27 protein-coding genes and 4 pseudogenes are annotated in these 24,364 nt (G+C 59.2%); 20 read left to right on the forward strand and 11 right to left on the reverse strand.

Annotated features, from left to right (window positions below; genetic code table 11):
• Positions 1-7: 7 nt before the first annotated feature.
• Together M0D64_RS12760 and M0D64_RS12765 are read left to right on the forward strand one after the other, a co-directional pair.
• Entirely contained in the window at positions 8-451 is a 444-nt protein-coding gene (locus M0D64_RS12760; RefSeq protein ID WP_154566253.1) for an Rrf2 family transcriptional regulator, read from the forward strand.
• Positions 452-618: 167 nt separating this feature from the next.
• Positions 619-1,263 carry an NADPH-dependent F420 reductase gene (locus M0D64_RS12765; protein WP_266257943.1) on the forward strand — a complete coding sequence of 215 codons (645 nt, stop codon included), beginning with the start codon at positions 619-621 and terminating at the stop codon, positions 1,261-1,263.
• A gap of 127 nt (positions 1,264-1,390) precedes the next feature.
• Here M0D64_RS12765 and M0D64_RS12770 read toward each other — a convergent pair whose 3' ends face one another.
• Positions 1,391-2,776 carry an LLM class flavin-dependent oxidoreductase gene (locus tag M0D64_RS12770; protein ID WP_266257944.1) on the reverse strand — a complete coding sequence of 462 codons (1,386 nt, stop codon included), beginning with the start codon at positions 2,774-2,776 and terminating at the stop codon, positions 1,391-1,393.
• Positions 2,777-3,201: 425 nt separating this feature from the next.
• Between M0D64_RS12770 and M0D64_RS12775 the strand changes: the two genes are divergently transcribed.
• From M0D64_RS12775 to maiA, 7 genes are all read left to right on the forward strand, one after another.
• Positions 3,202-4,278: an amidohydrolase family protein gene (locus tag M0D64_RS12775; protein WP_266257945.1), complete on the forward strand. Its 1,077-nt coding sequence runs from the start codon at positions 3,202-3,204 to the stop codon at positions 4,276-4,278.
• Complete coding sequence (locus M0D64_RS12780; RefSeq protein ID WP_266257946.1) at positions 4,271-4,609, forward strand: metal-sulfur cluster assembly factor; 339 nt, start codon at positions 4,271-4,273, stop codon at positions 4,607-4,609. Before M0D64_RS12775 ends, M0D64_RS12780 begins: the two co-directional genes overlap by 8 nt.
• Positions 4,606-5,487, forward strand: a complete 882-nt coding sequence (locus M0D64_RS12785) for an alpha/beta fold hydrolase (RefSeq protein ID WP_266257947.1) — start codon at positions 4,606-4,608, stop codon at positions 5,485-5,487. The genes M0D64_RS12780 and M0D64_RS12785 overlap by 4 nt, the downstream gene beginning before the upstream one ends.
• A 99-nt stretch (positions 5,488-5,586) precedes the next feature.
• Positions 5,587-6,429: a pirin family protein gene (locus tag M0D64_RS12790; RefSeq protein ID WP_154566258.1), complete on the forward strand. Its 843-nt coding sequence runs from the start codon at positions 5,587-5,589 to the stop codon at positions 6,427-6,429.
• Positions 6,430-6,463: 34 nt separating this feature from the next.
• Positions 6,464-7,510: a gentisate 1,2-dioxygenase gene (gene gtdA, locus M0D64_RS12795; protein ID WP_266257948.1), complete on the forward strand. Its 1,047-nt coding sequence runs from the start codon at positions 6,464-6,466 to the stop codon at positions 7,508-7,510.
• Between the two features lie 75 nt (positions 7,511-7,585).
• On the forward strand, positions 7,586-8,284 hold the full coding sequence (locus tag M0D64_RS12800) for a fumarylacetoacetate hydrolase family protein (protein WP_154566260.1): 699 nt from the start codon (positions 7,586-7,588) through the stop codon (positions 8,282-8,284).
• Between the two features lie 33 nt (positions 8,285-8,317).
• A complete protein-coding gene (gene maiA, locus M0D64_RS12805; RefSeq protein WP_266257980.1) occupies positions 8,318-8,959 on the forward strand; it encodes a maleylacetoacetate isomerase in 642 nt (213 codons plus the stop codon).
• Positions 8,960-9,009: 50 nt separating this feature from the next.
• Here the strand turns inward: maiA and M0D64_RS12810 are convergent, their stop codons facing one another.
• The gene (locus M0D64_RS12810) at positions 9,010-10,110 is read right to left on the reverse strand and encodes an NADH:flavin oxidoreductase/NADH oxidase (RefSeq protein WP_266257949.1); all 1,101 of its coding nucleotides are present in this window, start codon (positions 10,108-10,110) and stop codon (positions 9,010-9,012) included.
• 154 nt (positions 10,111-10,264) lie between these two features.
• On the opposite strand from M0D64_RS12810, the gene M0D64_RS12815 reads away from it, so the two are divergent.
• Entirely contained in the window at positions 10,265-10,417 is a 153-nt protein-coding gene (locus tag M0D64_RS12815; RefSeq protein ID WP_266257950.1) for a hypothetical protein, read from the forward strand.
• 598 nt (positions 10,418-11,015) lie between these two features.
• On the opposite strand, the gene tatC is transcribed toward M0D64_RS12815, so the two are convergent.
• From tatC to tatA, 3 genes are all read right to left on the reverse strand, one after another.
• Positions 11,016-11,792 (reverse strand): twin-arginine translocase subunit TatC, encoded by a 777-nt coding sequence (gene tatC / locus M0D64_RS12820; RefSeq protein WP_266257951.1) that lies wholly within the window; start codon positions 11,790-11,792, stop codon positions 11,016-11,018.
• Between the two features lie 70 nt (positions 11,793-11,862).
• Positions 11,863-12,399: a Sec-independent protein translocase protein TatB gene (gene tatB / locus M0D64_RS12825; protein ID WP_266257952.1), complete on the reverse strand. Its 537-nt coding sequence runs from the start codon at positions 12,397-12,399 to the stop codon at positions 11,863-11,865.
• Positions 12,400-12,481: 82 nt separating this feature from the next.
• The gene (gene tatA / locus M0D64_RS12830; protein ID WP_266257953.1) at positions 12,482-12,709 is read right to left on the reverse strand and encodes a Sec-independent protein translocase subunit TatA; all 228 of its coding nucleotides are present in this window, start codon (positions 12,707-12,709) and stop codon (positions 12,482-12,484) included.
• Between the two features lie 402 nt (positions 12,710-13,111).
• On the opposite strand from tatA, the gene M0D64_RS12835 reads away from it, so the two are divergent.
• Positions 13,112-13,273, forward strand: a complete 162-nt coding sequence (locus tag M0D64_RS12835) for a hypothetical protein (RefSeq protein WP_216674815.1) — start codon at positions 13,112-13,114, stop codon at positions 13,271-13,273.
• 148 nt (positions 13,274-13,421) lie between these two features.
• Here the strand turns inward: M0D64_RS12835 and M0D64_RS12840 are convergent, their stop codons facing one another.
• From M0D64_RS12840 to M0D64_RS12850, 3 genes are all read right to left on the reverse strand, one after another.
• Entirely contained in the window at positions 13,422-13,619 is a 198-nt protein-coding gene (locus M0D64_RS12840) for a hypothetical protein (RefSeq protein ID WP_172164246.1), read from the reverse strand.
• Between the two features lie 164 nt (positions 13,620-13,783).
• Positions 13,784-14,104, reverse strand: a complete 321-nt coding sequence (locus M0D64_RS12845) for a DUF4148 domain-containing protein (protein WP_266257981.1) — start codon at positions 14,102-14,104, stop codon at positions 13,784-13,786.
• Between the two features lie 63 nt (positions 14,105-14,167).
• Positions 14,168-14,512 (reverse strand): DUF4148 domain-containing protein, encoded by a 345-nt coding sequence (locus M0D64_RS12850; protein WP_266257954.1) that lies wholly within the window; start codon positions 14,510-14,512, stop codon positions 14,168-14,170.
• 70 nt (positions 14,513-14,582) lie between these two features.
• Here M0D64_RS12850 and M0D64_RS12855 point away from each other — a divergent pair, with 70 nt between their 5' ends.
• A complete protein-coding gene (locus M0D64_RS12855) occupies positions 14,583-14,792 on the forward strand; it encodes a hypothetical protein (protein ID WP_172164202.1) in 210 nt (69 codons plus the stop codon).
• Between the two features lie 649 nt (positions 14,793-15,441).
• Here M0D64_RS12855 and M0D64_RS12860 read toward each other — a convergent pair.
• Complete coding sequence (locus M0D64_RS12860; RefSeq protein WP_266257955.1) at positions 15,442-16,014, reverse strand: cupin domain-containing protein; 573 nt, start codon at positions 16,012-16,014, stop codon at positions 15,442-15,444.
• Between the two features lie 643 nt (positions 16,015-16,657).
• Here M0D64_RS12860 and M0D64_RS12865 point away from each other — a divergent pair.
• The 6 genes and pseudogenes from M0D64_RS12865 to M0D64_RS12890 all read left to right on the forward strand — a co-directional run bounded on the left by M0D64_RS12865 (position 16,658) and on the right by M0D64_RS12890 (position 22,528).
• Positions 16,658-17,923 carry a M20 family metallo-hydrolase gene (locus M0D64_RS12865; RefSeq protein ID WP_266257956.1) on the forward strand — a complete coding sequence of 422 codons (1,266 nt, stop codon included), beginning with the start codon at positions 16,658-16,660 and terminating at the stop codon, positions 17,921-17,923.
• A 211-nt stretch (positions 17,924-18,134) separates the two neighbouring features.
• Positions 18,135-19,460, forward strand: a complete 1,326-nt coding sequence (locus M0D64_RS12870; RefSeq protein ID WP_266257957.1) for an MFS transporter — start codon at positions 18,135-18,137, stop codon at positions 19,458-19,460.
• An 88-nt stretch (positions 19,461-19,548) separates the two neighbouring features.
• Positions 19,549-21,012 carry an amidase gene (locus M0D64_RS12875; protein ID WP_266257958.1) on the forward strand — a complete coding sequence of 488 codons (1,464 nt, stop codon included), beginning with the start codon at positions 19,549-19,551 and terminating at the stop codon, positions 21,010-21,012.
• A 3-nt stretch (positions 21,013-21,015) separates the two neighbouring features.
• Positions 21,016-21,294: pseudogene (locus tag M0D64_RS12880) on the forward strand (transposase); the annotation flags it as partial.
• 242 nt (positions 21,295-21,536) lie between these two features.
• Positions 21,537-22,025: a hypothetical protein gene (locus M0D64_RS12885; RefSeq protein WP_266257959.1), complete on the forward strand. Its 489-nt coding sequence runs from the start codon at positions 21,537-21,539 to the stop codon at positions 22,023-22,025.
• 143 nt (positions 22,026-22,168) lie between these two features.
• Positions 22,169-22,528, forward strand: a complete 360-nt coding sequence (locus tag M0D64_RS12890; protein ID WP_266257960.1) for a hypothetical protein — start codon at positions 22,169-22,171, stop codon at positions 22,526-22,528.
• A 126-nt stretch (positions 22,529-22,654) separates the two neighbouring features.
• Here M0D64_RS12890 and M0D64_RS12895 read toward each other — a convergent pair.
• Positions 22,655-22,807 (reverse strand): annotated as a pseudogene (locus tag M0D64_RS12895) (IS5/IS1182 family transposase); the annotation flags it as partial.
• Positions 22,808-22,952, reverse strand: a pseudogene (locus M0D64_RS12900) (IS5/IS1182 family transposase); the annotation flags it as partial. It lies immediately after the preceding pseudogene.
• Positions 22,953-23,023: 71 nt separating this feature from the next.
• Here M0D64_RS12900 and M0D64_RS12905 point away from each other — a divergent pair.
• Together M0D64_RS12905 and M0D64_RS12910 are read left to right on the forward strand one after the other, a co-directional pair.
• A pseudogene (locus tag M0D64_RS12905) lies at positions 23,024-23,203 on the forward strand (peptide-methionine (S)-S-oxide reductase); the annotation flags it as partial.
• Between the two features lie 154 nt (positions 23,204-23,357).
• Positions 23,358-24,344, forward strand: coding sequence for a LysR family transcriptional regulator (locus M0D64_RS12910; protein ID WP_266257961.1), 987 nt, complete (start codon positions 23,358-23,360; stop codon positions 24,342-24,344).
• The last annotated feature ends 20 nt before the right edge of the window (positions 24,345-24,364 follow it).

The following is a 24,364-nucleotide window of genomic DNA, read 5'->3' on the forward strand; positions in this document are numbered from 1 at the left end:
CCAGTCTATGCCCACCAGCACTCGCTTTGCCGTCGCTGTCCACACACTCGCTGCGCTTGCCGTCAACGGCGGCAAGCCGCTGCGTTCGGAGGATCTGGCCAATTCGGTGAACACCGGTGCGGTGGTCATTCGTGGCTTGCTTTCGCGGCTGAGCGACGCAGGTCTAACGAAGTCGCAATTGGGCGCCGGCGGGGGCGCATTGCTAGCAAAGCCGGTTAAAAGGATCCGTCTGCTGGACGTTTATAACGCGGTCGAGGATGCGGAGCTCTTCAGCCTGCCTCGGACACCGCCATGCATTGCCTGTCCGGTCGGCGCTAATATCCAGGAAGCCATGCACCCGGCGCTGCAACGAGCCAGAAACGCACTCGAAGCCGAACTTTCCAGGTACACGATCGCCGATATTGTTGCCGAGGTGGCGCGGCTCGGGAAGTCTCGAATTCTGCATTCCTGAGTTTTCTTTCGTCTATGTGTCGGTGTGTCGTCGACATATATACCTGGTCGAACGCATGTGCATGGCGTGCGGGGCCGGTGCGTATTTCGCAGGTATTTTTTGCCCCGGTCTTTGGGCCGTGGTGGCCACGGCGGCCTGAGCCGAATTAACTGTTGGAGGATTAAGGCATGAGCATTGGCATTATCGGCGCAGGCGCGTTGGGATCGAACCTGGCCCGGGCGTTCGCCAAGGTGGGCATTTCGGCCATCATTTCGAACAGTCGGGGCCCTGAATCCCTCGCGGGATTGGTCCAGGAACTCGGTCCGGCGATCAAGGCCGGTACCACGGAGGAAGCAGGCAAGGCGGACATCGTCTTCGTCGCCATTCGCTGGGTGGATCTGAAACGAGTGCTTGGGGGGCTGCCCGCATGGAACGGGCGCATTGTCGTCGACGGCACCAATCCTGTCGAATGGATCGACCCGGACTCACCGGACGCCAATGACCCGGGCAACCCGCTGGCTGCCTACGGTATCAAGCCAGTCGATCTTGGCGGCCGGCACTCGAGCAGCGTGGTTAGCGATCTCGTTCCTGGCGCGCGTCTCGTCAAGGCATTCAACCACCTCGATGTGAACGTTCTGCACGAGCCGGAAGTGTCTGGTGGAAATCGCGTGCTGTTTTACTCCGGTGACGACCTGGATGCCAAAGCGACCGTCCGCTCGCTTATCGCGAAGGCCGGCTTTTTCGCAGTCGATCTTGGAGCGCTCGATGTCGGCGGGCCGCTAGCGTCGTTGCCGTTCGGCCCGCTGGCTGGAGTCAGCTTCGTCAAAGTGTGAGGCGAGGGGAGGTTCCGGTGTTCTGGACAAGCGCTGCCCGCGGCTCACCGAGTGAGCGGCGGGCAACGTTGTCCTTGCCGGTGGGTGCCTCAGATGCCGGCTCATACTCGCAGAAATGGGGAGGTCCTTATGGGCGATTCACCGAGGGGCGGAAGCGCGCTCCATAGTGATCTGCTCGCAGCCTGGGTCCGGTTTCCGGAAACAGTTGTTCGCGCATGGTGCCTTCCTTATAGCCAGTCTTGAAGGCCCCCCTTTCCTGAAGACGTGGGATGACCAGATCGATGAAATTCTGGAGATTGTCAGGTTCGACGGTACGCACGAGATTGAATCCATCCACATCGGCTTCGTCACGCCATTTCAACAGCGTATCGCAGACCTGATCGGGCGAGCCCACAATGAACGCCTCTCTTCCACCGACATTGGCGAAGCGCGCGAGCTCGCGCAACGTCACCTTGCCCATGTCGCCGCTAGCGCGCATGGAATCGGCGATGGACTGCACAGCATTGCTTTCCACCACGTCAATCGGTCCATCAGGATCGTAACGCGAAAGATCCACGCCGAGCCAGGTGGAAAAGATCGCGAGATTGCCTTCCTCACTTGTATAGCGCTGATATTCCCGGACCCGATCGCGCGCCTCGTCTTCAGTCGCACCGACGATGACGGTAGTTGCATTGAACACTTTTATGGAATCTGGCGTACGTCCGGCGGCTACTGCGGCCTGGCGATATCGCTGAGTTGTTTTGCTGGCAAAGTCGATGCTGTTGGTGGACATGAAGCTGCACTCCGCATGTCGACCCGCGAAGGCAATCCCTCGGGATGAGGCGCCAGCTGAAAAGAGCAATGGTGTCCGCTGGGGCGACGGTTCACACAAATGAATGCCGTCGCAAGAGAAATGCTCGGAACGATGATGAATCGTATGCACCTTGGAGGGATCGGTAAAGATGCCGCGCGCACGGTCGCGAATCGCAGCGCCGTCCTCCCAACTGGCTTCCCAAAGCTTGTAAACAAGATCCATGTACTCATCTGCAACATCGTAGCGGGCATCATGTGAAACCATCTCGCTCTGCCCCATCGCTTTCGCGGTTGATGGCATCACGCCGGTAACGATGTTCCATGCCAGTCGGCCTTCCGTGAGTTGATCAAGCGTCGACAGACGGCGGGCAAGGAGATAGGGCGGTTCGTAAGTGGTGTTGCCGGTCACACCGAAGGTGATATGTCGGGTAACGGAGGCCATGGCCGAAATTAGCAACATTGGATCGTTGGCGGGAAAGTGCGCGCCGCTTCGGATTGCGGCATCGGGCGCGCCGCCATATGTGTCCGGCACGCCAAGTGCATCGGCAAGGAACACGCAGTCGATCAATCCCGATTCCGCCTGTTTGGCGAGATCGATCCAGAATTTGAGCTTGTTGTAGTCAGCTCCGGTTGACTGCGGGTGCGGCCACATTCCTGCCCATGATTGCGTAGGCGAAGGCATATAGAAAGCGTTGATAGCGATGTGGCGCTGGGATGTCATGAGACTCTCCAATTTAAAGTTATGCTAATTAAGTTATTGAAAAGAGTTGGCGAATGGCACACGCAGGCCGGCCTGCGCCATAAGCGGAAGCACGTCCCGCGTGATGCGCCAGATCCCGTCCGCCACTCCCGGTCACCATGGCAAAGATGCCGATCTTCATCCGGTCAGCGTGTCTTCCTTATGTTGCATAGATTATCTGGCTGTCGCGGCATGTCCAGCAGCAAAACCTGATAGGGCAATCTCACTTCGAGAACAGGGTGCAGAGCGGCGATGTTTTTAATTGACTTTGTTAGTCGCCGATTGAGTAGTCCTCTAATCAAAGCATGTCACCTGATCTTGAAACCAGATCACGCTGTGAGTTTTCTGTTCTGGACGTTAGTGAAGTCGATGGAGATACTTTCTAAAAATCACTGAGGAGGCGAACGATGATTGATGGTCTGCCTGTTTTAGATGCTGTCGTGCACGCCTACAACATGGATGCGGCGAACTTCGCCAATCGCTTTGCCGCCCCGTTATGCGATCTTGTTTATGGATCGGTCGTGGCGACAGCGCGGCATGGCTACGCACCGACGCGGGCGCAATTCTATCGGGACTGGTCTATCCAGGAGGCGGCTGAGCAGGTGTTCCTCGAAAGCGATACCGATCTCGCCGTCTATCACGTTCTACCCATATTCTCGTTCAAGGATGGGTTGTGCAGCCTGGAAAAGGCAATTGAGGCTCAGGCGCGATGGCCGAATCGGTTTATCACTTACTGCGGCGTTGATCCGATGACCGGTAAGGCCGCGCTGGATGAACTGGAACGGCAGGTGGAACTGTTGCGTCCGGTCGGACTCAAGCTCTATCCGAACAGCTGGGTTGGCAGCGAGATACGTGGATGGAAGATGGACGATCCGGAGATCGCGTTTCCATTGTTCGAACGGGCCGAGAAGCTGGGGATCAAGGTCGTTGCCGTACATAAGGCACTTCCGCTTGGGCCTGTGCCCATGGAGCATTACAAGGTCGACGATATCGACCGGGCATGCATGGCTTTCCCCGGGCTGAATTTCGAGGTTGTCCACGGAGGCATGGCGTTCCTCGAGGAGACGGCGTGGCAGCTCGCGCGGTTCGACAATGTATATGTCAATCTGGAGATCACCAGCGCTCTGGCGGCAAGCCGCCCGGCGGCATTTCTTCATGCGATGGCTGCGCTGATCGGCCTAGGAGGGCAGCATGCTATGGAGCGGATCCTGTGGGGCACGGGAGCGATGGCCTTTCATCCACAACCGCTGCTGGAGACGTTCGTACGGGAATTCGCTTTTCCGGAGGCGCTGATCGAAGGCGCTGGTCTTCCGCAACTCGATCTTGCCGCCAAGCGCGCGATCCTGTTTGACAATTATGGCCGCATGACGGGACTCGATCTCGAAGGCCGCCTCTCAGCTACGCGCGACGACGAATTCGCACGCCGGCGGCCAGACGGGCCGCTCGCACCGTTCTCAACCGTGCAGGAGGTTTCCAATGCGTGACACCACCGGAATTCAAACCATGCTCGATCAGGTGGTCGATCCCTGCTCGATTGCGACAGGCCTTCCAATCAGCCTGATCGACATGGGAATGGTGACGAAGGTAACGCTGAACGAAGACGGTGTGGCGCACATTGGGTTGCGCCTGACCAGTCCGGTTTGCTGGCAAGCGGCCAATATCATTGCTCAGGTGGAGCAGGTGGTGGCGCGCGTGCCTGGCGTCAGCAAGGTTATCTGCACAGTCGATCCTGCGTCGGAATGGACTCCGGACATGATGGCGGCGGGCCCCCGCGCCGAACTGCGCCGCCTGCGGCCAATGGGAGCATTGTCGTGAACACGGTAGTCACAGGCGAGCAGACATGGTGCGTGCCGCCGGTTGAGATGGTGCATCGCAGCCGGTATGTGGAAGTGGATGGGATGCGCACCCATTACCTCGAGGCTGGCGAAGGGCCTGCAGTCGTGCTGTTTCACAGCGGCGAGTTTGGCGGTGGTGCCGAGACGAGCTGGGAATATCTTATACCCGCGCTCGCCCGCCATTTCCGGGTGATTGCCCCAGACTGGCTTGGATTCGGCAGGACTGCAAAGATTCATGATTTCGACAGCAAGCGAGATCGCATGCTGTCGCACATGGTGCGTTTCATTCAACTGATGGCGCTGGACAAAGCGCATTTCGTCGGAAATTCGATGGGGGCAACCTTTCTGCTCCAGATGGCTGCCGAAAGGCCGTGCCGGTTGCCGATAGATCGCCTGGTCGCGATTAGCGGCGGCGGTTTCATTCCCGACAACGAAGAACGCCGCCGCCTGCTCGACTATGACGGCAGCGAGGAAGCTATGGCTGGTCTACTCGCTGCCATATTCGAAGATCCCGTCTGGTATCAGGATCGCGAGTACGTCCGCCGCCGTCATGCACTTAGCGTCGCACCTGGGGCGTGGGAGGCGATCGCAGCGGCACGCTTTCGCTCGCCGCAGGCGCCCGTTCGTACTGAGTTCGGCGGCGCCGATCGCACGCCGTACGGGAACATAACAGCCAGAACGCTGATCGTTGCAGGGGATCGGGACAGGCTGCGGCTTTCGGGGTTCGCTGACGAACTCGCTGCGCGCATTCCTGACGCCCGTGCGGCGGTTCTCGCGAACGCTGGCCACTGCCCGAACATCGAAAGGGCAGATGAGGTAGGAAAGCTAATCATCGAGTTTCTGACGGAAGGCACCTGAACTTTCTGTTTGACGCGCCGTAAGGCGCCGATCTGACCTGGCAAATTGATATCACACGCATCTTCGTTTCCGTTTCGCTCCGGCCTTACAAGAGGTCCCATGTCCAATACCGCAGCTATCGAGTCCGATCAGGCTCGTGCGATCGTTTATCGTTCCCGTGGCCAGAGCCACGGCTACATCACGCGCCTGATGAGTCCTGGTGATCTGGGGCGGGTCCTGAAGCCGTTCGTCTTCCTCGATCTCTTTGACAATCGTGGCGACGTCTTTCCGACCTTCGGCCTGCATCCCCATTCGGGGCTCGCGACGCTGACCTACGTGGCCGAAGGTAGTGTCAGCTACGAAGACACGAACAACGCGACCGGCATTCTGCGTGCGGGAGGAGTGGAATGGATGCGCGCCGGCAAGGGGGTGTGGCATGCGGGGGGAGCAGGCGAGCCGGGGTTGACACGTGGTTTCCAGCTCTGGGTCGCGTTGCCGCCGGATTTGGAGCTCGGTCCGTCGGAAAGCGTCTATCAGCCCGCAGCCGATATTCCGCAAATAGGGCCCGCCCGGGTGCTGCTTGGGGAGCATGAGGGTGCCAAAAGCTCGACTGCAATAGCCATGTCGATCAACTATCTCGCAGTTACTCTCAAAGCGGGCGAGCGCTGGCGTTATCAGCCGCCCCAGGGGCACTCTGTCCTCTGGCTGGCCATGGGTAAAGGACGAGTCTCCATCCCGGAGGTATTGGAGCATGGCGAGATCATTGTCTTCGAACCAGGGGAGACACCTGTGGATTTCCTCGCCTTGGATGATGCCGAGTACGTGATTGGCTCAGCCGTCCCGCATCCCCATGACCTGGTGCTTGGCTATTACTCTGTCCACACTTCAGCGCAGGCTCTGCAGATTGGCGAGGCGCAGATCCAGCACATCCGTCGTGGCCTCGTTGAGCAAGGGCGCCTTTGAACGCGCATTGCCCGCAGCACCGAAAGGAGACGCAATGACTAACGATAATCCGGACGCATCGCGCACCGCTTACTACGAGCAGATTGCCCGCCAGCGTATGACGCCGCTTTGGGAATCGCTACATAGCCTCGTTCCGAAAGCGCCTCGGCCGAAAACGCTGCCTGCGATCTGGAAATATGCGCAGGTGCGGGATCTCGTGATGCGGGCCGGTTCCCTGATCAGCGCCGAAGAAGCCGTGCGTCGCGTGTTGGTGCTCGAAAACCCGGGTCTCCCAGGCAAGTCGAGTATGACGCCGAACCTGTACGCCGGACTGCAGCTGATCCTGCCCGGCGAGATTGCCCCCAGCCACCGGCATACGCAGTCGGCGCTGCGCTTCATTGTAGAAGGCAAGGGCGCCTGGACGGCCGTCAACGGCGAACGCACAACGATGCACCCGGGTGATTTCATCATTACGCCGTCATGGACATGGCATGACCACGGTAATCCTTCCCTGAAAGAGGGGGGCGAACCCGTTGTGTGGCTCGATGGCCTGGATATCCCGCTTGTCGCGCACATGGACGCTGGTTTTGCCGAAAACTACTCCGAGGCTACGCAGCCGATCTCGCGGCCCGAGGGCGACAGTTTTGCGCGCTTTGGCCACAACATGGGACCTGTGAGGCACCGGGTATCCGATCCCACTTCGCCGATATTCAGCTACCCCTACGCGCGCAGCCGCGAAGCGCTCGACGCGTTGTACCGCAATGGTGAACTCGACGAGTGGGACGGCGTGAAGCTGCGCTACGTGAATCCGGCCACTGGCGGCTGGCCCATGCCGGGCATCGCGACGTTCATGCAGTACCTGCCCGCAGGCTTCAAGGGGCGCGCCTATCGCAGCACAGACGCAACGATTTACTGCGTCGTAGAAGGCAAGGGCACGGTCAGGATCGGCGACGATGAGTTCCTGTTCGAACCGCATGACGTGTTCATCGCACCGTCGTGGGCACCCGTGCGGCTCTCGGCATCGGTGGAAAGCGTGTTGTTCAGCTACTCGGATCGCCCTGTGCTTGCCGCACTGAATTTGCTGCGCGAAGAACGCAGCTAGACGCAGCCGTTTCGCTTCTGCACGCCCTGCTCGCGGCACGCTGCTGCTTTCTTAACCCTGTCGAGTTAAAACATTATGGCTTTTGTTTTCCCGCCCGAAGCGCCCATCGCTGTTCCCGTCGCCGGCGGCGACGCTCAATTCGCGGTGCGCCGCGTCTATTGTGTAGGCCGGAACTATGCGGCGCATGCGCGCGAAATGGGCTTCGATCCAGATCGCGCACCGCCGTTCTTCTTCTGCAAGCCTGCCGATGCCATCGTGCCCGTCGCTTATGGCGAAACACTCGAACTGGCTTATCCGTCGCAGACGCGGAACTACCACTACGAAGCTGAACTCGTAGCGGTGATCGGCAAGAGCGGCTCGGATATCGATGTCGAGCAGGCGCTCGAGCACGTATGGGGTTACGCGGTAGGCCTCGATATGACGCGGCGCGATCTGCAAATGAAGATGCGTGAAATGGGGCGTCCATGGGAGGTTGGCAAGGCGTTTGACCGCTCGGCGCCGATTGGACCGATTCATCCGACCAGCGAGGTCGGCCACTTCGAAAACGCCGGCCTGTGGCTGACGGTCAACGGCGAGACCAAACAGCAGAGCGACGTGTCATATCTCATCTGGTCGGTCGCGGAGACAGTGGCGTATCTGTCGAAGTTCTTCCGCCTCGAACCGGGTGATCTGATCTTCACGGGCACGCCTGAAGGCGTCGGTGCCGTGCAGAAGGGCGACACGATGAAGGTCGGCGTCGATCGTCTGGGTGAAATCGCCGTGAGCGTCGTTTGACGTCAGGCGTTGCAATTGATGGAAGAACTCGCTGTGCAACTCCATAGCTTCTTCAACAGTTCGACATCGTATCGCGTGCGCATCGCGCTCGCTCTCAAGGGGATTGCCTATGAAACGCTGCCCGTCAACATTCGCACAGGCGAGCATCGTGCCGCCGATTACGTTGCGAGCGTGAATCCGTCCGCTTTGGTGCCCACGCTGATGGACCGGGATTTCAGGCTCGGTCAGTCTCTGGCGATCATCGATTACCTCGACCGGCAGTATCCTGAACAGCGCTTGATCCCGCTCGAACCGAACCTGCGCGCCCGCGTGCTCGAATTCTCGTTGCTGATTGCCTGTGAAATCCATCCCGTCAACAATCTGCGCATCCTGCGCTATCTGGAAACGGAACTGAAGGTCACGCCGCAACAGAAGACCACGTGGTACAAGCACTGGATTGCAGAGGGGATGGGCGGCGTCGAGCGACTGCTCGAACGCAGCGATGCAGGTCCGTGGTGCTTCGGCGCGCAGCCTACGCTCGCCGATGTGTGCCTTGTGCCGCAGATCGCCAACGCACTGCGCATGGAGTGCGATCTGCGGGCGTATCCGCGCTCTCTTGCCGTCTATGCACACGCGTCGAAACATGCAGCGTTCGAGGCCGCCCAGCCGCTGTATCAGCCCGATTACAGCGCCTGATCTCCTGGCCTGAATGAAGAGGATTCCTACTGCATCGGAGACGCTACTGCTCAGTCAGCAACGGCATAGCTCTCGAGCCAATGAGCATAGGGTGCGGGAAGTGTCCATGACGCACGGTCGATCCCGAGCTTGCGCGCTGCGGAATACGGCCAATGAGGATCGGCAAGATGCGCGCGCCCAACCATCACGAGGTCGAGTTGTCCATTTTCAACACAACGATTTGCGAGTTCTGGCGTATCGATGCCCCACGCCGATGCAACAGGTAGTTGCGCTTCGCGGCGTATGCGTTCGGCAATGGGCACGAGGAATGCAGGTGCCCACGGAATTTGAGCTGTCGGTGTGGAGAAGCCTACGCTAACGCTCAGCATGTCCAGACCCGCACGCTTGAAGTTCCTTGCCAGTTCGATGGATTCGGCGAGGGTCTCCTCGTCGCGCCCGTCGTATTCGATGACGCCGAAACGGGCGGTCAGCGGCAGATGTTCGGGCCATACATCGCGCACCGCCGCCAGAGTCTCCAGCAGGAAACGGCTGCGGTTATCGAGGCTGCCGCCATAGACGTCGTTCCGTTGATTCGAGTGCATCGAGAAAAAACTCTGGCCGAGATAGCCGTGTGCAAAGTGCAGTTCGAGCCATTCGAAGCCGGCGTCCCGCGCGCGTTTCGCGGCCGCTACGAAATCCTTGCGCACCCGGGCGATGTCCTGAAGCGTCATTGCCTTGGGTACTCTCGGCAGATGATCGCCGAATGCGATGGCCGACGGCGCGATGGTCTGCCAGCCGCGAGGATCGTCGGCAGCGATGTGGTTGCCACCTTCCCATGGCCGGTTCGCGCTGGCTTTGCGGCCTGCATGGGCGAGCTGGATACCGGGCACGGCCCCGGCCGCACGGATTGAAGCGACGATGGGCGCAAAAGCCTGTGCCTGCTGGTCGCTCCAGAGGCCGGTGCAGCCCGGCGTAATTCGACCCTCCGGCGACACCGCAGTCGCCTCGACGATGACGAGGCCTGCGCCGCCGCGTGCGAGTCCGGCAAGATGCACGCGATGCCAATCGTTGATCAGTCCGTCGACCGCGTTGTACTGGCACATCGGCGGAATTGCAATGCGATTGCGCAGAGATACGTCCTTAAGGTTGAAAGGAGTGAACAAGGCGGACATCCGGCGTGCTCCTTGAAAAATCGCGATTTCAGTTGATATCGATGCAGGTGACGCTCGACTTAGTCGACACGTCTTTATGTCGCATAGAATTGTCCCGTTGCAATGTCATGTCCAACAGCAAATGCAGATGAGCCGATCTCACTTTGAGAACATCATGCAGATCGACATTGCTGCTGGACAGGCGAGGGGGATGGTTTTCCATCTCGATGTGCTGAAGCCATCGCGGCCAACGGAACAGGCATCCGACGCAGTTCATTGCGCGCACACGAAGGAACAGATGTCGCTGGATCTCGAAGATTTGTGGTGACGTCGACGCCAGCGCGCGTCGTCGGCAGAATCAAGGGGGCTATCTTATGGAGAAACGGAAATTGGCACGGAAGAGGGCGGGTGAAGTGAGTCTGCCGGAATTGCTGGACCGACTTGAACTGGTATTGACGGGGATGCCCCCTCGCACGTCTCTATGCAGAGCACTGTCTGATCTGAACCGGTGGCTCGGCTCGGCCAGCGAGGTAGCGGCCGCACGGACCAGTCGATCGGTGTTGCTGCGGCCTGGGCGCCAGATAGTGGTTGAATCTCCGTCGCTGTTTTCGTGAGCGCATCTGTCAAAGGGCAAATCAGAGCGTAACCGCCTGCTCCCGAAAGTGGCAGGTCGGCTTGCCCTCGCGATGAAACTTTTCCTTCCCGTCTGTTGCGCTACCGGACGCGCATCGTGCGCGTTGTCGCAGAAGCGCGTCGGCAGCGCGCGATGATCGAGTCTCTCGATACTGCGAGCAGATCCTTTGTCAGCAGCCCATCTGACCGGTGTCAACTGAATGATATGTGCCGCCGAGGAGGCCGCGAAATTGACGGCAGTTGTGCAGGGACGTGAACGTGAGAACGCGCGCTCGGGGGCCGTCACATGAAAATCAACGTTCTTGCGCTTCCTGCGCCTTGATCGTGTCCTTGCCTACGATTATCCCTGCTGCAATGATTCCAACCTCGTAAAGAATGCCCAACGGAACGGCGAGAATCAGTTGGGAGAACACGTCCGGTGGCGTCACAACGGCGGAAATCGCAAACGCGCCGACAATCACATATGGCCGGAGTTGGTGCAACTTCTTCACCGTCACGAATCCCATTTGCACGAGGATCACCACGATGATCGGCACCTCAAACGTCGCACCAAACGCAAGAAACATGGTGAGGATAAACCCCACATACTTATCAATATCCGTCGTCATTTCCACCCCGAGTGGCGCGTTGTAATGCGCCATCACATGGAAAATGGTGGGAAACACGAAGAAATAGGCGAATGCCATGCCGCACAGAAACAGCGTGTAACTGCTGCCGACCAGCGGCACGACGAGTTTCCTCTCGTGCTGGTAGAGTCCCGGCGCGACAAACGCCCAGATCTGATAAAGCACGACGGGCAGCGCGATGACGAGCGCGACCATCATGGTGACCTTCATCGGCACGAAGAACGAGCCGGTAACGTCGGTGACAATCAACTTGCCGTCTTTTGGCGAGTTCTGGATCAGCGGATGGGCAAGCAGTCGGAAGATTTCGGGCGCCCAATAAACCAATCCAATGAACACAAGGACTACTGCGGCGCCTGCGCGGATAATTCGGTCACGTAGTTCGACCAGGTGTGAAATGAACGTCTCTTCGACGGGCTCGTCGTTAATCTGTTGCAGGTCGCTCATGCCGGGCCTCTGCCAGGAATCATCGATGGAAGGAAAAGAGGTAAGCGCAAAATGAAAACAGGGAAAGACGTCAAAAGAACTTCATAGGGCGACGCAGCGTCTCAGGCATACGCCACACCGCCCGCGATGCGCACGATTGCAGTCGCGTCCTGCGCACAGTCGTGTGCTTGTACCAGTTCGGGATGGCACTCTGCTTGATGCGCCAGTTCCCGCGCTTCGTCTGTGACGCGTTGCTGATGGCCGTCAGGACACCCGAGGCACCACCGGAGACCTGCGTCAGATCTGGATCGCCGACGCCCGTCGCGCGGTCCGACTTCGAGGTGTCCAGATTCCAGGCATCGTTGAGTTCGCTTTCCTGTTGGCGCACAGTGTCGTGAATCTTGATGCCGAGGTTCGACGCCTCTGTTTCAAACCCGGAGCGCGTCCTCTTCAAACCGTCCAGGTCAATCTCGCGAGCCACTTCCGCTCTCACATCGTCGATATACCGTTGCGCGCGGCCAAACAGCGCCCCCGCCGTCCGTGCCACACCGGGCAAGCGTTTCGGCCCGAGCACTACGAGCGCGACGACGCCGATCAACGCCATTTTGGTCAACCCAAGGTCGAGCATGGAATCAAATATCCTGAGGGTTGGGAGTGGGTACGGTCGAGGCCGCGCTTATTGGAAATGGACCACGAAGCTGATCCGGTAACTAGCGGTAGTCGCTCGAACGAGCCACGTCCTTTGCTTCCACGTCCATGGCACCGGTGCGCGGCAATTCACGCTGCCCTTCGGGCATTTCACTTTCCGCCATGCCTTCTTTAAATCCCTTCACTGCGCTGCCCAGATCGCCGCCGATGTTGCGCAGCTTCTTCGTACCGAAAACGAGTGCGACTATCAGCAAAACGATCATCCAATGCCAAATGCTCAATGAACCCATAATTGAAAATCCCTCGCTGGTCCCGTCACGCGCATCGCGCGCGACGAAGAATGTGGACCTTGCGGCCCGATTCGGAGCATCGACGCTCCGCTGTTTAACCGACGGTTTGCACCCCATCAAGGAAGTCGCCGGTTGCACCGTCCGGAAATTAACCAATCCCACGTGAAAGAGCGGGTTGTCTCTGCATGGAGGGGCTGCTCTGCCCACAGGTTTCAGACGTTGCTACTGCGAAGTTCGCCATGGCGCGCCCCAAGAAGGAGCGGATTTCAGACACTTTTTGCCTCGCCGGTCTGGTGATCTCCACCTCCATCATGGGAAGCATTAGAGCACTTGGACATATCTGGTTTGTGTCTGCCAAAGGCGTCTGTGAAACGTTATGTAATCGCCGACGGTTCATATACATTGAGATACAGAGACGGCAGTGTGGTCAGCGTCGGCTTGAGCGTGGGCTATGACAGCGCCTCACAGTTCAGCCGCGAATATCGCCGCATGTTCGGCGCATCGTCGGGCAAGGACGCCGAGAGACTGCGCGGCACGTCGGCATTGCAGCAGGCGATCATCTGAAACTTCATTAATCGCTTCGCGGCTGGGATGCGACTGATTGTGACTGTTCGACACCAGCAGAGCAGAGTCGCTCGCGCATACCACGACGGTGGCTTTTCGGACGTGCGCCGGTTTGGCCGGACGCGTCGCATTGATTTGACGCGTTCGGTCAAGATCGGCATGCGCCGAACCCGTTCGATGGCTTCCCCCCGCGCAGTACTCCGATCAGCTTGAGCGACAACGTACATGCCAGCGCGAATGCAGTCGCTGCCAGGCCGCCATTGACGCCACATATGAGATCAGTCAGGTGCATCGTCGGCAGTGCGACGAGCGGATGATAGATCATCCTGTCGATCAGGTCTTTCATGTGTCCCTCGCCCTATCGTGCAGCCGCGGACTTCCTCCACGACCGATTTCTTCCGCTGCGAATGCGGCCAGCGCGCCGACGAACGAAGGCATCCTGTGTTTCGGTGCCCCGGATCCGTCCGGCGAGTGCGGCTGGCCGCCGCCAGCATGGACGGCCATGCGCGTTCATCGTGCCGGCGAGTTGCCTGCCAGCGGACTGGTCGATGCGCCGGCCTGCGAGGACCGGATCTGCCCGGTACTGCCCACAGACCCGGCGGCCAGTCGCTGCGCGTCCTCTGCGGCGACTTTCGCTTCGGCCGCGAGGATATCGGCAGGGTAGTCGCCCTCGTCGCCCGCGGAGGGGTTGTAGCCGGCCTGCTCGAGCCGCAGCAGTTCAGCTCGAACCTGGGCGCGGGTCAGCGGGGCGGGTGAGGACTGTGCGAAACCCGTGAGCGGGCCAGCGAGGGTACAGGCAGCCAGAGTAAGGCAAACAAGCGTTTTCATGATCCGTTTCTCCTTCGGACGAGGGGGCAATGGCCGGTCATACGGCGTACACGGTGACGTCGTGGGTCAACTGCCGAAATACAGTGTGCAGAAGCCGGATGGGCCGACGCAGGACGACGGCGCGGCGGTGCGGGCGACAGCAGTGATGGCCTGCTTGCCGGCAGCGCTCGAGCCTCCCATGGGGGCGCCGGTACCGCCGCCTTGCAGCTGTAGGCGGGCGACCTGCTGTTCGAAGATCGGGTTGACCTCGGGGTACGACGTGTCGGTGACGAAGCGCAGGCCATGGGTTTCGGCCTGGATCAGTTCCTGACGGACTTCGGCGCGGGTCTTTTCCTGCGCCGACGCGCTTGTGGCGATGCCGGCGGTGGCGAAGAGGGCGACGGAAAGTGCGATAAGAGCAGTGGTTTTCATTTCGAACTCCTGAATAGAAGGGGGGGTTGTTGTTATATCTGGGTGAACACATGCAGCCTGAACTTATTCCGTGATTGACTCTGTCTGCCGCGATTACGCTGTCGTGACCGGGGAGCAGTTCATTGCGCAGTCGGCATCGCTCATCGCTGCTGGGCTATTGAACGCAAACTCGGCTCAGATCGTTCTTTCCAACCGGATCCTGATCCGCGGCAACGCATACGACGAGTACACATTCGTGCCGTGGCTGACCAGGCACGCATACCGGCGCACGGTCGGTTGAACATGGCGATTTCCTCCTGGTAGTGCGTTGCGAGGCGAGCGGCGCGGCACGATCAGGAGGCTGGAGGCCGCTCATGCCTACGCAAACACGGGTCGGAGAGTGGATATTCCGCGGGCGGCAAGCTTCAACAGAATCTGTCGGACCCCGCCGTTTCAGTCGGACGTCTGCGCGGGATGACCGTGCCGCCGATGCACACTTAAGAGTTGAAACACGCGGATGAATCAGCGCGGCGTCTGTGTTTGCTCCGTGCAGGCCCGTCAGCTGTCTGATACAGAACGATGACGCGTGCCTTTTATTCGCCATTCAGTCTGGCGCGTTGGCCTTCAGCGCTGAACGGGGATGGGCGCCGGGCACGTCTCGCGCGTTGTAGTCGTTCTGCCGTTGACCGCTCAGATCCGGATCACAGGCAGAATCCATAGGCAGGGACTAGACTGAATCAGTGTCGGTTTCCTGGGGCGTTTAGCGCCGTCCGTAGATCTGTGTGCGCGGTATGAACCACCCGTTTGGTGTGAAGAATCGACATCCGTGATGACTTGCGAACGGCTCGCTTGCGCAACACAAAAGTTGGCATTCGCGTCTTCGCTTCAGGAAAAAGTTGCAGCGGGTAGATTAATCGGTCTTACGGCCGTGTTTGCTCCATGAATGTTGGTTAGAAGCTCTGTGGAGTATTGACCCATAGAACTCTAGCGTCAACGCTTCCGATATTTCGATAGCCGTGCGGTAAATGCGAAAGGAAAAAGAAAGAGTCGCCTGCGCTTACCCGGACAGTTTGGTCGCTAACAGTAAGCTCCAGTTCGCCTTGGAGCACGAAACCCATTTCTTCGCCTTGGTGCTCAAGAAAACCCTGAGACGACGCGCCTGCGGGAACATGATGAATATTGGCTTCTAAAAGAGTGCATAGATGACTGGGAAGCAATGTCTCCAAAGACACAGCGTCTCCCGCTCGATGATGCTCCGTTCGCAATACTTGTCGTTGTCCATCTCGCATGACCGTCACGTGCCCTTCCGCGTTGTCGCCATCGATAAAGAGCTTGGCGACACTGATTCCTAACGTTACAGCGATCTTGTGAAGCATGGGTAGCGAAGGTCGGACCTTGTTGTTCTCAACCTTGGATAGATAGCTTTCGGTGCATCCGACTTTGTCGGCTAACTGGCGCAAATTTAATTTGAGATTTAGTCTCGCGTGTTTAAGTCGTGCGCCAACGGCGATTTCGTTATCCATTTCCATCTTTTCAAAAATTAGCTGGGCTACAAGCGCTTACTACCCGATAAAGGACTCAGCCAGAACTGATCTTGCTCCCTGTTTCACGGATCCCATAGCCGACGGAGTTATCCATCATTCTCCTGCCTGAGGGGAGCTCGACTTTTTTCGCGAGCGTGATGGGGTTGAGCTTGCCCTCCTGGTCACCCTGTTGGCAAGTTCGCTATCGACTGCGCCGGTGGGCTCAGCGTCGCTTCTGTCGCCGCGAGGCCGCACCCGGATGAAACCAGTCGGACCGCTTCCAATTTAAACGCGAGCATTCAGCGCGCCCGCTTCGCGTTGCTCATCGGTCCGCTCCTCCTTGCTCGAGTGTAAACGCTCGGCACGCGAATTTGTCCTTTGGAACAAGATCAGTTTCTGGTCCGGCGGCCACTATGCCACCTTTGCCAGCACGCAGGAAGTTTCCTGCTCGACGGTCGAATCTTGCCCGTGCCCCGGCTCGGAGGATCTCGCGAGCACCAGCGATTGGGCCTCCAACTGGTTACGCAAGGTTGCACCGTCGATGCAAGCAAGGCAAGTGTGAGTCTTCGTAGTCAAGTAACTTGACAAGAAGTCCTCTGATAGGTAGATTCAACGCCATGAAAACTACGGTGTCCCAGTCACAATGGCAATTGACAACTCCCAACCTGAAGGCCCACCTCTCATCAATGGCCACCGGCTCCTGGATCGCCATCGTGCGATGGCCCAGATCGGCGCGACCGCCAACGGTGGTGTGAACCGTCAAGCACTGACTCCCGAAGACACTGAGGGGCGGCGGCTCCTACTGCAGTGGGCGACGGCACGGGGCTATACGGCAAGCATCGATCCCATCGGCAATTTGTTTATCCGCAGGCCGGGTGTCCGCTCCGATCTCAGTCCCGTCATGACCGGGTCGCACCTCGATTCGCAACCCACCGGCGGCAAGTTCGATGGAGTGTTTGGGGTATTGGCCGGGCTCGAGGTGCTCGAAACGCTAGACGATCACAATGTGGCAACGGCGCGTCCAGTTGAACTTGTGGTCTGGATGAATGAGGAGGGCTCGCGATTCGCGCCGGTCACGATGGGCTCGGCAGTTGCGGCAGGCTCAGTTCCGCTCGAACGCGCACTGGCGATGCACGACGCCAAGGGCATGGCTGTAAGTGAGGCATTGGCGCAGCAAATTTCGCAATTGCCGCCCCTGGAAAGCAGGCCGCTTGGCGCGCTGGGGTTCGCCTATATAGAGGCGCATATTGAACAGGGACCCGTGCTCGAGGGGGCGCGTTGCGACATTGGTGTCGTCGGCGCCATTCAAGGCCTTCATCTATATCAGGTCGAGGTTCGAGGGTTCGAAGCGCACGCCGGCACGACGCCTTCAAAACATCGCAAGGACGCATTGGTCGCGGCGAATGCACTGATCGCCCGGATCCGCTCCGAGGTGGACGACCCTCTCGACGTCCTGCGCTTCACGGTCGGACGGTTCGAAGTGACGCCCACATCGCCGCACGTCGTACCCGGCAAGGTCACATTTAGCATCGATCTCAGGCATCCGGACCCCGAGCATCTATTGCGTACGGGCGACCGGATTCTCGAGATCTGTTCGGGCGAGATCGAGCATTGCTCCGTCTCCGCAAAAGCGTTGCTTCGATCGAGTCCCGTGCAGTTCGACGAGCGCCTCGTGTCGGTGGTTCGAAACGCGGCGGAAAGTCGGGGATTCGCGCACATGAGCATGGTCTCCGGTGCAACCCATGATGCCAAGTACATGGCCGACCGCACTCCGACCGCAATGATCTTCGTGCCAAGCGAGAAGGGTATCAGTCACAACGAGTTGGAACATACCGAAGACGAGGATCTGTGTGCAGGCACTCAGATCTTGTGCGATGCATTGCTGGTCGCTGTAACCATGGAACTGTAATTGGGCAGCGTCGACGGCGAGGGTGGTGTTGCCAACGCTCTGACGCAGGCAGATCGATTCTCCATGGCGCTTTTCGCCGCAGCCTGCGGAAAGCGGGCTGCCAATGCGAATTGTCCGGACCGAAGCGCTGCGTGGAATGGCGCTGTCTGCCCGGGGCTTAGCGAGATCGTGATTGCACGACCCGACGGATACTGACTGAATCGAGGCTAACTTGCTGGAAAAAAATCAAATCTCCGGAGACGACAGCGGCGCGTCAGCGCTCTATCGTAAGCTCAATTGGCGTTTGCTGCCGATTCTACTGATCGGTTTCGTGTTTGCGTACCTCGACCGGGTCAACGTCGGTTTCGCCAAACTGCAGATGCAGAGCGATCTGCAGTTCTCCGACGCAGTGTATGGCGTGGGTGCCGGTATCTTCTTCGTTGGCTATGTGCTCTTTGAACTGCCAAGCAACCTGTTGCTCCCGAAGATCGGCGCTCGTGCGACATTCAGCCGGATCATGGTGCTGTGGGGGATCACCTCGGCATGCATGATGTTTGTGCACAGCGTACCTGCGTTTTATGCGGTGCGCTTCCTGTTGGGCGTCTTCGAGGCGGGTTTTGCGCCAGGCGTATTGTTCTATCTGTCACGCTGGTACGGACCCTCGCGCGCGGCGGGTGCGATCTCTATCGTCTGGCTCGCCGGCCCGATCAGCGGCATCTTCGGTGGTCCTGTTGCCGGTTGGTTGATGACGGACTTTGTCGGCGTCGGGAATCTGTCTGGCTGGCAATGGATGTTTCTGCTAGAAGGCGCGCCTTGCGTAGTGCTAGGCATCGTCGCCTTTTTCCTGCTGCCCGATAGGCCGGATACTGCCGCATGGCTCAATGCTGAGGAAAAGCGCCTGCTTGCCGCCGAATTGGGCACCGCCAAAGGGCGACACGGTTCGTTCGGCGCCGTTGTGAAGGATCCGAAAGTCTATGTTCTTGCGATAGCCTACCTCTGTATCATCGCGCCGATCTATGCAACGAGCTTCTGGCTTCCGACGATTTTTAAATTGGCGGGCGCCGGAAGTACGGTGGAGGTGGGCTGGTACGCGGCTATTCCATACGCGGCCGCTGCATTGGCCATTTTTTACGGTGGTCGCAGTTCCGACCGGCATGGTGAGCGGCGCTATCACATTGCCGTGCCGGTATTCATCGCGTTCCTCTCGATTTGCGCATGGGTATTTTTCGACGGCAGTTTGCTTGCTGCGATCGTCCTGTTTACGCTTGCAACGGCAATGACGTGGATGGCGAATGTCGTGTTCTGGGCCGTTCCGTCCGAGTACATTAAAGGCGATGCGAGCGCGGGAGCAATTGCATTCATCAACACAATTGGCCTTTCCGGCGGGTTCTGGGGGCCGGCCATCATCGGATGGGCGAAGACCGCCACAGGCAATATGCACCTTGGCTTTCTCGTCATGGCGGCCATGCTGCTCGTATCGGCGATTCTGATCTTCTTGCTGCGACTGTCGCCGAAGCATCCTGCGACGGTAACTTCGGTGTCCGAGACTTTGGCATGAAGGCGTAGATCCGCCTCGCGTTTCGTCGAATTGCGCGAGCGTTCCCTGATCGCGCACTGTTCTTGTTCTATCCATTTGGATGGTTGTCATGAATCTAGCCGAATACACCTCCTTTGATGGCGTGGGTCTGAGTCATCTGATTTCGCGCGGAGAAGTCAGCGCATCGGAAGTCGCATCGGCCGCGCTGCGCGCACTCCATGAAATCAACCCGAAGATCAACGCCGTGGTCGAGTCCTGGGCTGCGGAAGAGGCCCAGGTTGTATCGGAAGACGCCGGAACTCACCCTGTGTCGGGTGTGCCGTTCCTGGTCAAGGACCTGGGCGTGACGATCAAGGGGCGTTGCTGCGAAATGGGGAGCCGGATCGCCGAAGGGCTTGTCGCCGCGGAGGACTCGAATCTGATGGTCAGCTTCCGCAAAGCCGGCCTCGTCACGATCGGTCGCACGACGATACCCGAACTGGCGGTGAGCACGACCACCGAGGGCCGCATGTGCGGTCCCACCAGAAATCCGTGGAACCTCGAACGCGGCGCAGGCGGCTCGAGCGGTGGCGCCGGTGCAGCTGTCGCTGCCGGTATCGTCCCGCTCGCACATGCTACCGACGGCGGCGGTTCCATCCGCGTACCTGCGGCCTTCAATGGCTTGTTTGGGATGAAGCCGACAAGAGGGCGCGTTTCGAACGGCCCGGCTGTGGACGAGGTATGGAACGGACTCGGGGTGCACATGGGGGTGAGTCGCTCGGTGCGTGATAGCGCCGCTCTCCTTGACGCTGTCAACGGCGGAGGCATCGGCGAGCCGTACTATATTGCGCCGCCCACCAACAGCTATCTGTCTGAGCTCCGGCGAAGCCCGGGCAAGCTCAAGATCGGCTTCATGTTGAATCCCGCGAACGGCGCCCGAACCGCGGCCGTGGTGGCGAACGCCACGCTGGCTGTCGCGCGCTGTCTGGCATCGCTCGGCCACGAAGTCGAAGAAGTCACGCCGGACCTCGGCGTCAGCTGGGATGCTTTCGTTCATGCGAATGCACAATTCTGGACTGCGAACGCTGCCCTGAGGCTCGATATGCTCTCTGCGGCAACCGGAAGGCTGGTCACGACGGAGTTCCTCGAACCGGCAACGTATGCAGTCTATGAGTATGGCAGTCGCGTCAGCGGCACGGATTTGCTGGCTGCGCTGCAGACACGAAATTCCGTGGCGCGTGCGGCAGGGCGCTTTTTCCAACACTACGACGTCGTCTTGACGCCGACGCTACCCGATCTGGCGCCGCGCATTGGTGAATACAACCGCGTCGAGACTTCTGTCGACGGTCTTGGCTGGATTGCTCATGTGCTTGGGCAGACGCCGTTCACTGCATTGGCGAACGTTGCGGGACTGCCGGCCATGTCGGTTCCGCTGTCGTTCGACGACGAGACGGGACTGCCAATTGGGTCGCATTTTTGCGCGAGCTTTGGACGAGAGGATATTCTCTTCCGTCTAGCAGCCCAGTTAGAGGTCACCATGCCTTGGTCCGAACGCCGCCCGCCAGTATGGGCAGGGACGAATTCCCCGGACTAACCAGGCGGCCAGGCCCGCTATTCAGATCTGGCGATCGAGACCACCCTGATGCTGGGCAGTGCGTTGCGGATGCGTTTGCGGCAGGCCGAAGGCCTGCTGGGTTCGGTGGTCCAGTTGATGGGGCTGACCGGCGTGCGCAGCTGCGAGACGGCGCGGCCCTCGCAGCGCGATCGCCATCCCGATGCTCAGCAAACCGAAGCAGCGATCGGCGTGACGGTGCTCAAGCGCATGCTGGCCGCCGCATGCCCGAAGTCCGTCCGCTGTAACGTTCCCGCAGCATAGTACGTGGGGAAAGGGGCACATTGCGCACACCGTCGCCTCCGTGCACCAACGCCCCCTGTTTGAGTCTCGCTTTGTATGGCGTTATCTGCACTGGCTTTATGACGTGGCGCTTTTACACAACCCGCGGCCACTTTGCAAGCCCTCCATGCGGACAAAGCCCTTGCCGACGACTCGGCCGGTGATCCGGTGCTGAAAAAGCAACTTGACCGGGCATGCTACGAGTTGCGACAGAACCGTGAGAGGTGGTTGCAGGCGGCGACGATGGCCGACTGCCCGTCGCCGTGCTCCGTCGCTACGTTGTGGAACGGTTGGGCGAATACGAGTGGACCAAGGCCGCTTATGATGCGCTGGCCGGCCAGAAGGCGACTATCACGCCTGAATTGCTGCGCGAGACGGAGGTGCTGCTTGGCCAGTCAAGGACGGCGTTGCTCTCCCTGTGTCGTATCGCCTTTGAGCTTGCGGTTCCGCACAACAACATCCGAACTTACCTGAAACAGATCAAATCGAGCGATGGGCGCGAGAGGTGGCAATTGACCGAACGGGCCAGAGCGATGATAAAAAACAACGCTGCCCACGTACCAAGAGGCAACGAGTCCTCAAGGGACGCACTTCATTGGCGAGCGATTGCCCTCTTACCAAGGCTTTGTTCGGCAGGGGTGTCAATAAATGGGGTGGGGGTAAGCTTGCTTCCTCTCCGGGATATCGATGTTTTCGCCGACAGATTTGAATAATTTTGACCGTGAAGTGTTAACGTAGATAGAGTCGCTACGGTCGCGTCGCCGTTCATCCGTTAGAACAGATGTTTCCAACGGGCCGACCGACGATGCCGCCGATCGGGCGACATTGTTTATGTGTCTATAGAAGGACTGAAATCATGATCAAGACCTTGCTTTGCGTCATTGCCTGCGCGGTTCCCGTTGCCTCGTTCGCCGAGGCGCCCAAGGTTTCTAACGGCATGCTCGTCGACGAAAACGGCATGACGCTCTACACGTTCGACAAGGACACCACCCCCGGGAAGAGCGCCTGCACGGGAGACTGCACGAAGCTATGGCCGGCCACGCACGCCGGTGCGGACGACAAGGCCAGCGGCGACTGGAGTTTCGTGCCCACGGCCGACGGCGGGAACCAGTGGGCCTATAAGGGACACCCGCTCTATCGCTTCTCGAAGGACACTCAGCCGGGACAGATGAACGGCGATGGCTTCAAGGGCATTTGGCATATGGCGAAGCCCTGAAGGTGCTACGCGACGGCACTTGACCGGTCCTGCGCGACGAGTGCCGCGACGAGCGGTTCGATGGGGAGAGCGTGGCGTTGCTGCATGGACGCGACGGTGTGCGCAATGTACCTCTTTCCCCACGGACTATGCTGCGGGAACTTGGCCGCGAACGGACTTCGGGCGTGCGGCGGCCAGCATGCGGTTGCGCACCGCCACGCCGATCGCTGCTTCGGTTTGCTGAGCATCGGGATGGCGAGCCCGCAGACGCGGGCCAATCAGCGCCTTGTAGCGGCCCATCCACTGCGCCAGCGCCTCGGGCGTGATCCACAACGTCAGGCTCCCCCCGGCTGCGCAGGCCCGCTTCGTACTCCGGCCAGTTCGTCACACGATGCGCCATCTTCGCGATGTGATGCCGGCGATCGGCGTTGTGCTTGTGCAGCATGCGTCAGCTTCTGAATAGTGCCGCCGTTACTCTATTACCCCAACCTTTCATCGACATGGCCGCGCACCAATGCCGCGCAGATCGTCACTCGCGTGGAGAACTTCAAGGGTTTCTATCTGGCCGAAGCCTACCACCAGAATTTTCTCGCGCTCCATTCTGACGACCCGTAAATTGTCTTCAACGAGTTACCCGAATTGGGCAACCTGAAAAAGACGTTTCCTGATCCGTACCTCAGCGCCCCGGTCTGCTAAAAAGCCACGCCGTCGTAGGCAGATCGTTCGCTCCGATCGGGGGAAATGCTTCACTCCGGTTGGAATAATGTCGGGCATGTTGTGTTTAATCTATATGAAGACTAGCCGATCGACAGCGGTGCATCCGGTAAGCATCAAACATCTGGAAAATGTCATGGTTGATGCGACCGGCAAAAACGCAAATCAGCAAAATGGAAAATCTATGGATCACTTAGCATTAATAGAAGCGTTCGTAGCCGTGGCTCGTTTCGAGAGCTTCACAAAGGCAGCCAGCCATCTGAATATCTCGCCCGGAGCCTTGTCACGCGCAATCAGCAATCTTGAAGCGCATACTCAGGTCACGCTCTTCCATCGCTCGACGCGACATGTTGCGCTGGCGGAGGACGCGCGCGAATACCTCGCGCTTTGTGTCGAGACTCTGGAGCGGCTGCGTGATGGTGAGCAGCGCCTCCTGAGCGAGCGTAACGAGCCTAAGGGTGTTCTGCGCGTCGTGGCTCACCCAATCGCGATCGAAGCAGGCCTGACACAGGTGATTAGCGAGTACCAACACGATGCGCCGGACGTCAGTGTGATCGTAAGTACATCGAGTGAGCCGCTAAAACTGGAGCACGGATCCTGCGATGTCGCCGTATGCCCGCCGGGTCATATTTTGGACGGACGTGCGGTTTACCGTCCTTTACTTCGTTCGCCGGTTTTACTTGTGGCTAGCAGAACCTATCTCGACCGACATCGATCTCATCGCTCCCCGTTGGATTTCACAAAGCATGTCCTCGTGTTGTGCGGGACCGATACCGCTGCAACAGCAGATCTTCGCTTTGAGCGGGACGCAGGCGTCGCCAGGATGGCAGGTGCGGCAGTGACCATGGTCGTGGATGCGGCCTCCGTGATTCGCCTCGCATTATCTGGCTTTGGCATGGCGCTTGTCCCTGAGGTTCTGGTGTCAAGGTATCTCGAAGAAGGGCGGCTGCAGTTGGTAGTACCCGGTTACGAGGTTGACAGGGAGCCGACGGAACTGGGCGTGGGATTCATCCGGAACAGGACGGTACCACGCCGGACGAGGAATTTCATCGACGCATGCGTTGCCCATTTCAGCTCTATCGACAACGCAAATCCTCGCGCCAGGATTGAACTCGCGGCATAGCCGCGCAGATGTTCTTTCCT

The sequence above is a fragment of the Paraburkholderia sp. WS6 genome, assembly GCF_030464835.1.
Lineage (GTDB): Bacteria > Pseudomonadota > Gammaproteobacteria > Burkholderiales > Burkholderiaceae > Paraburkholderia > Paraburkholderia madseniana.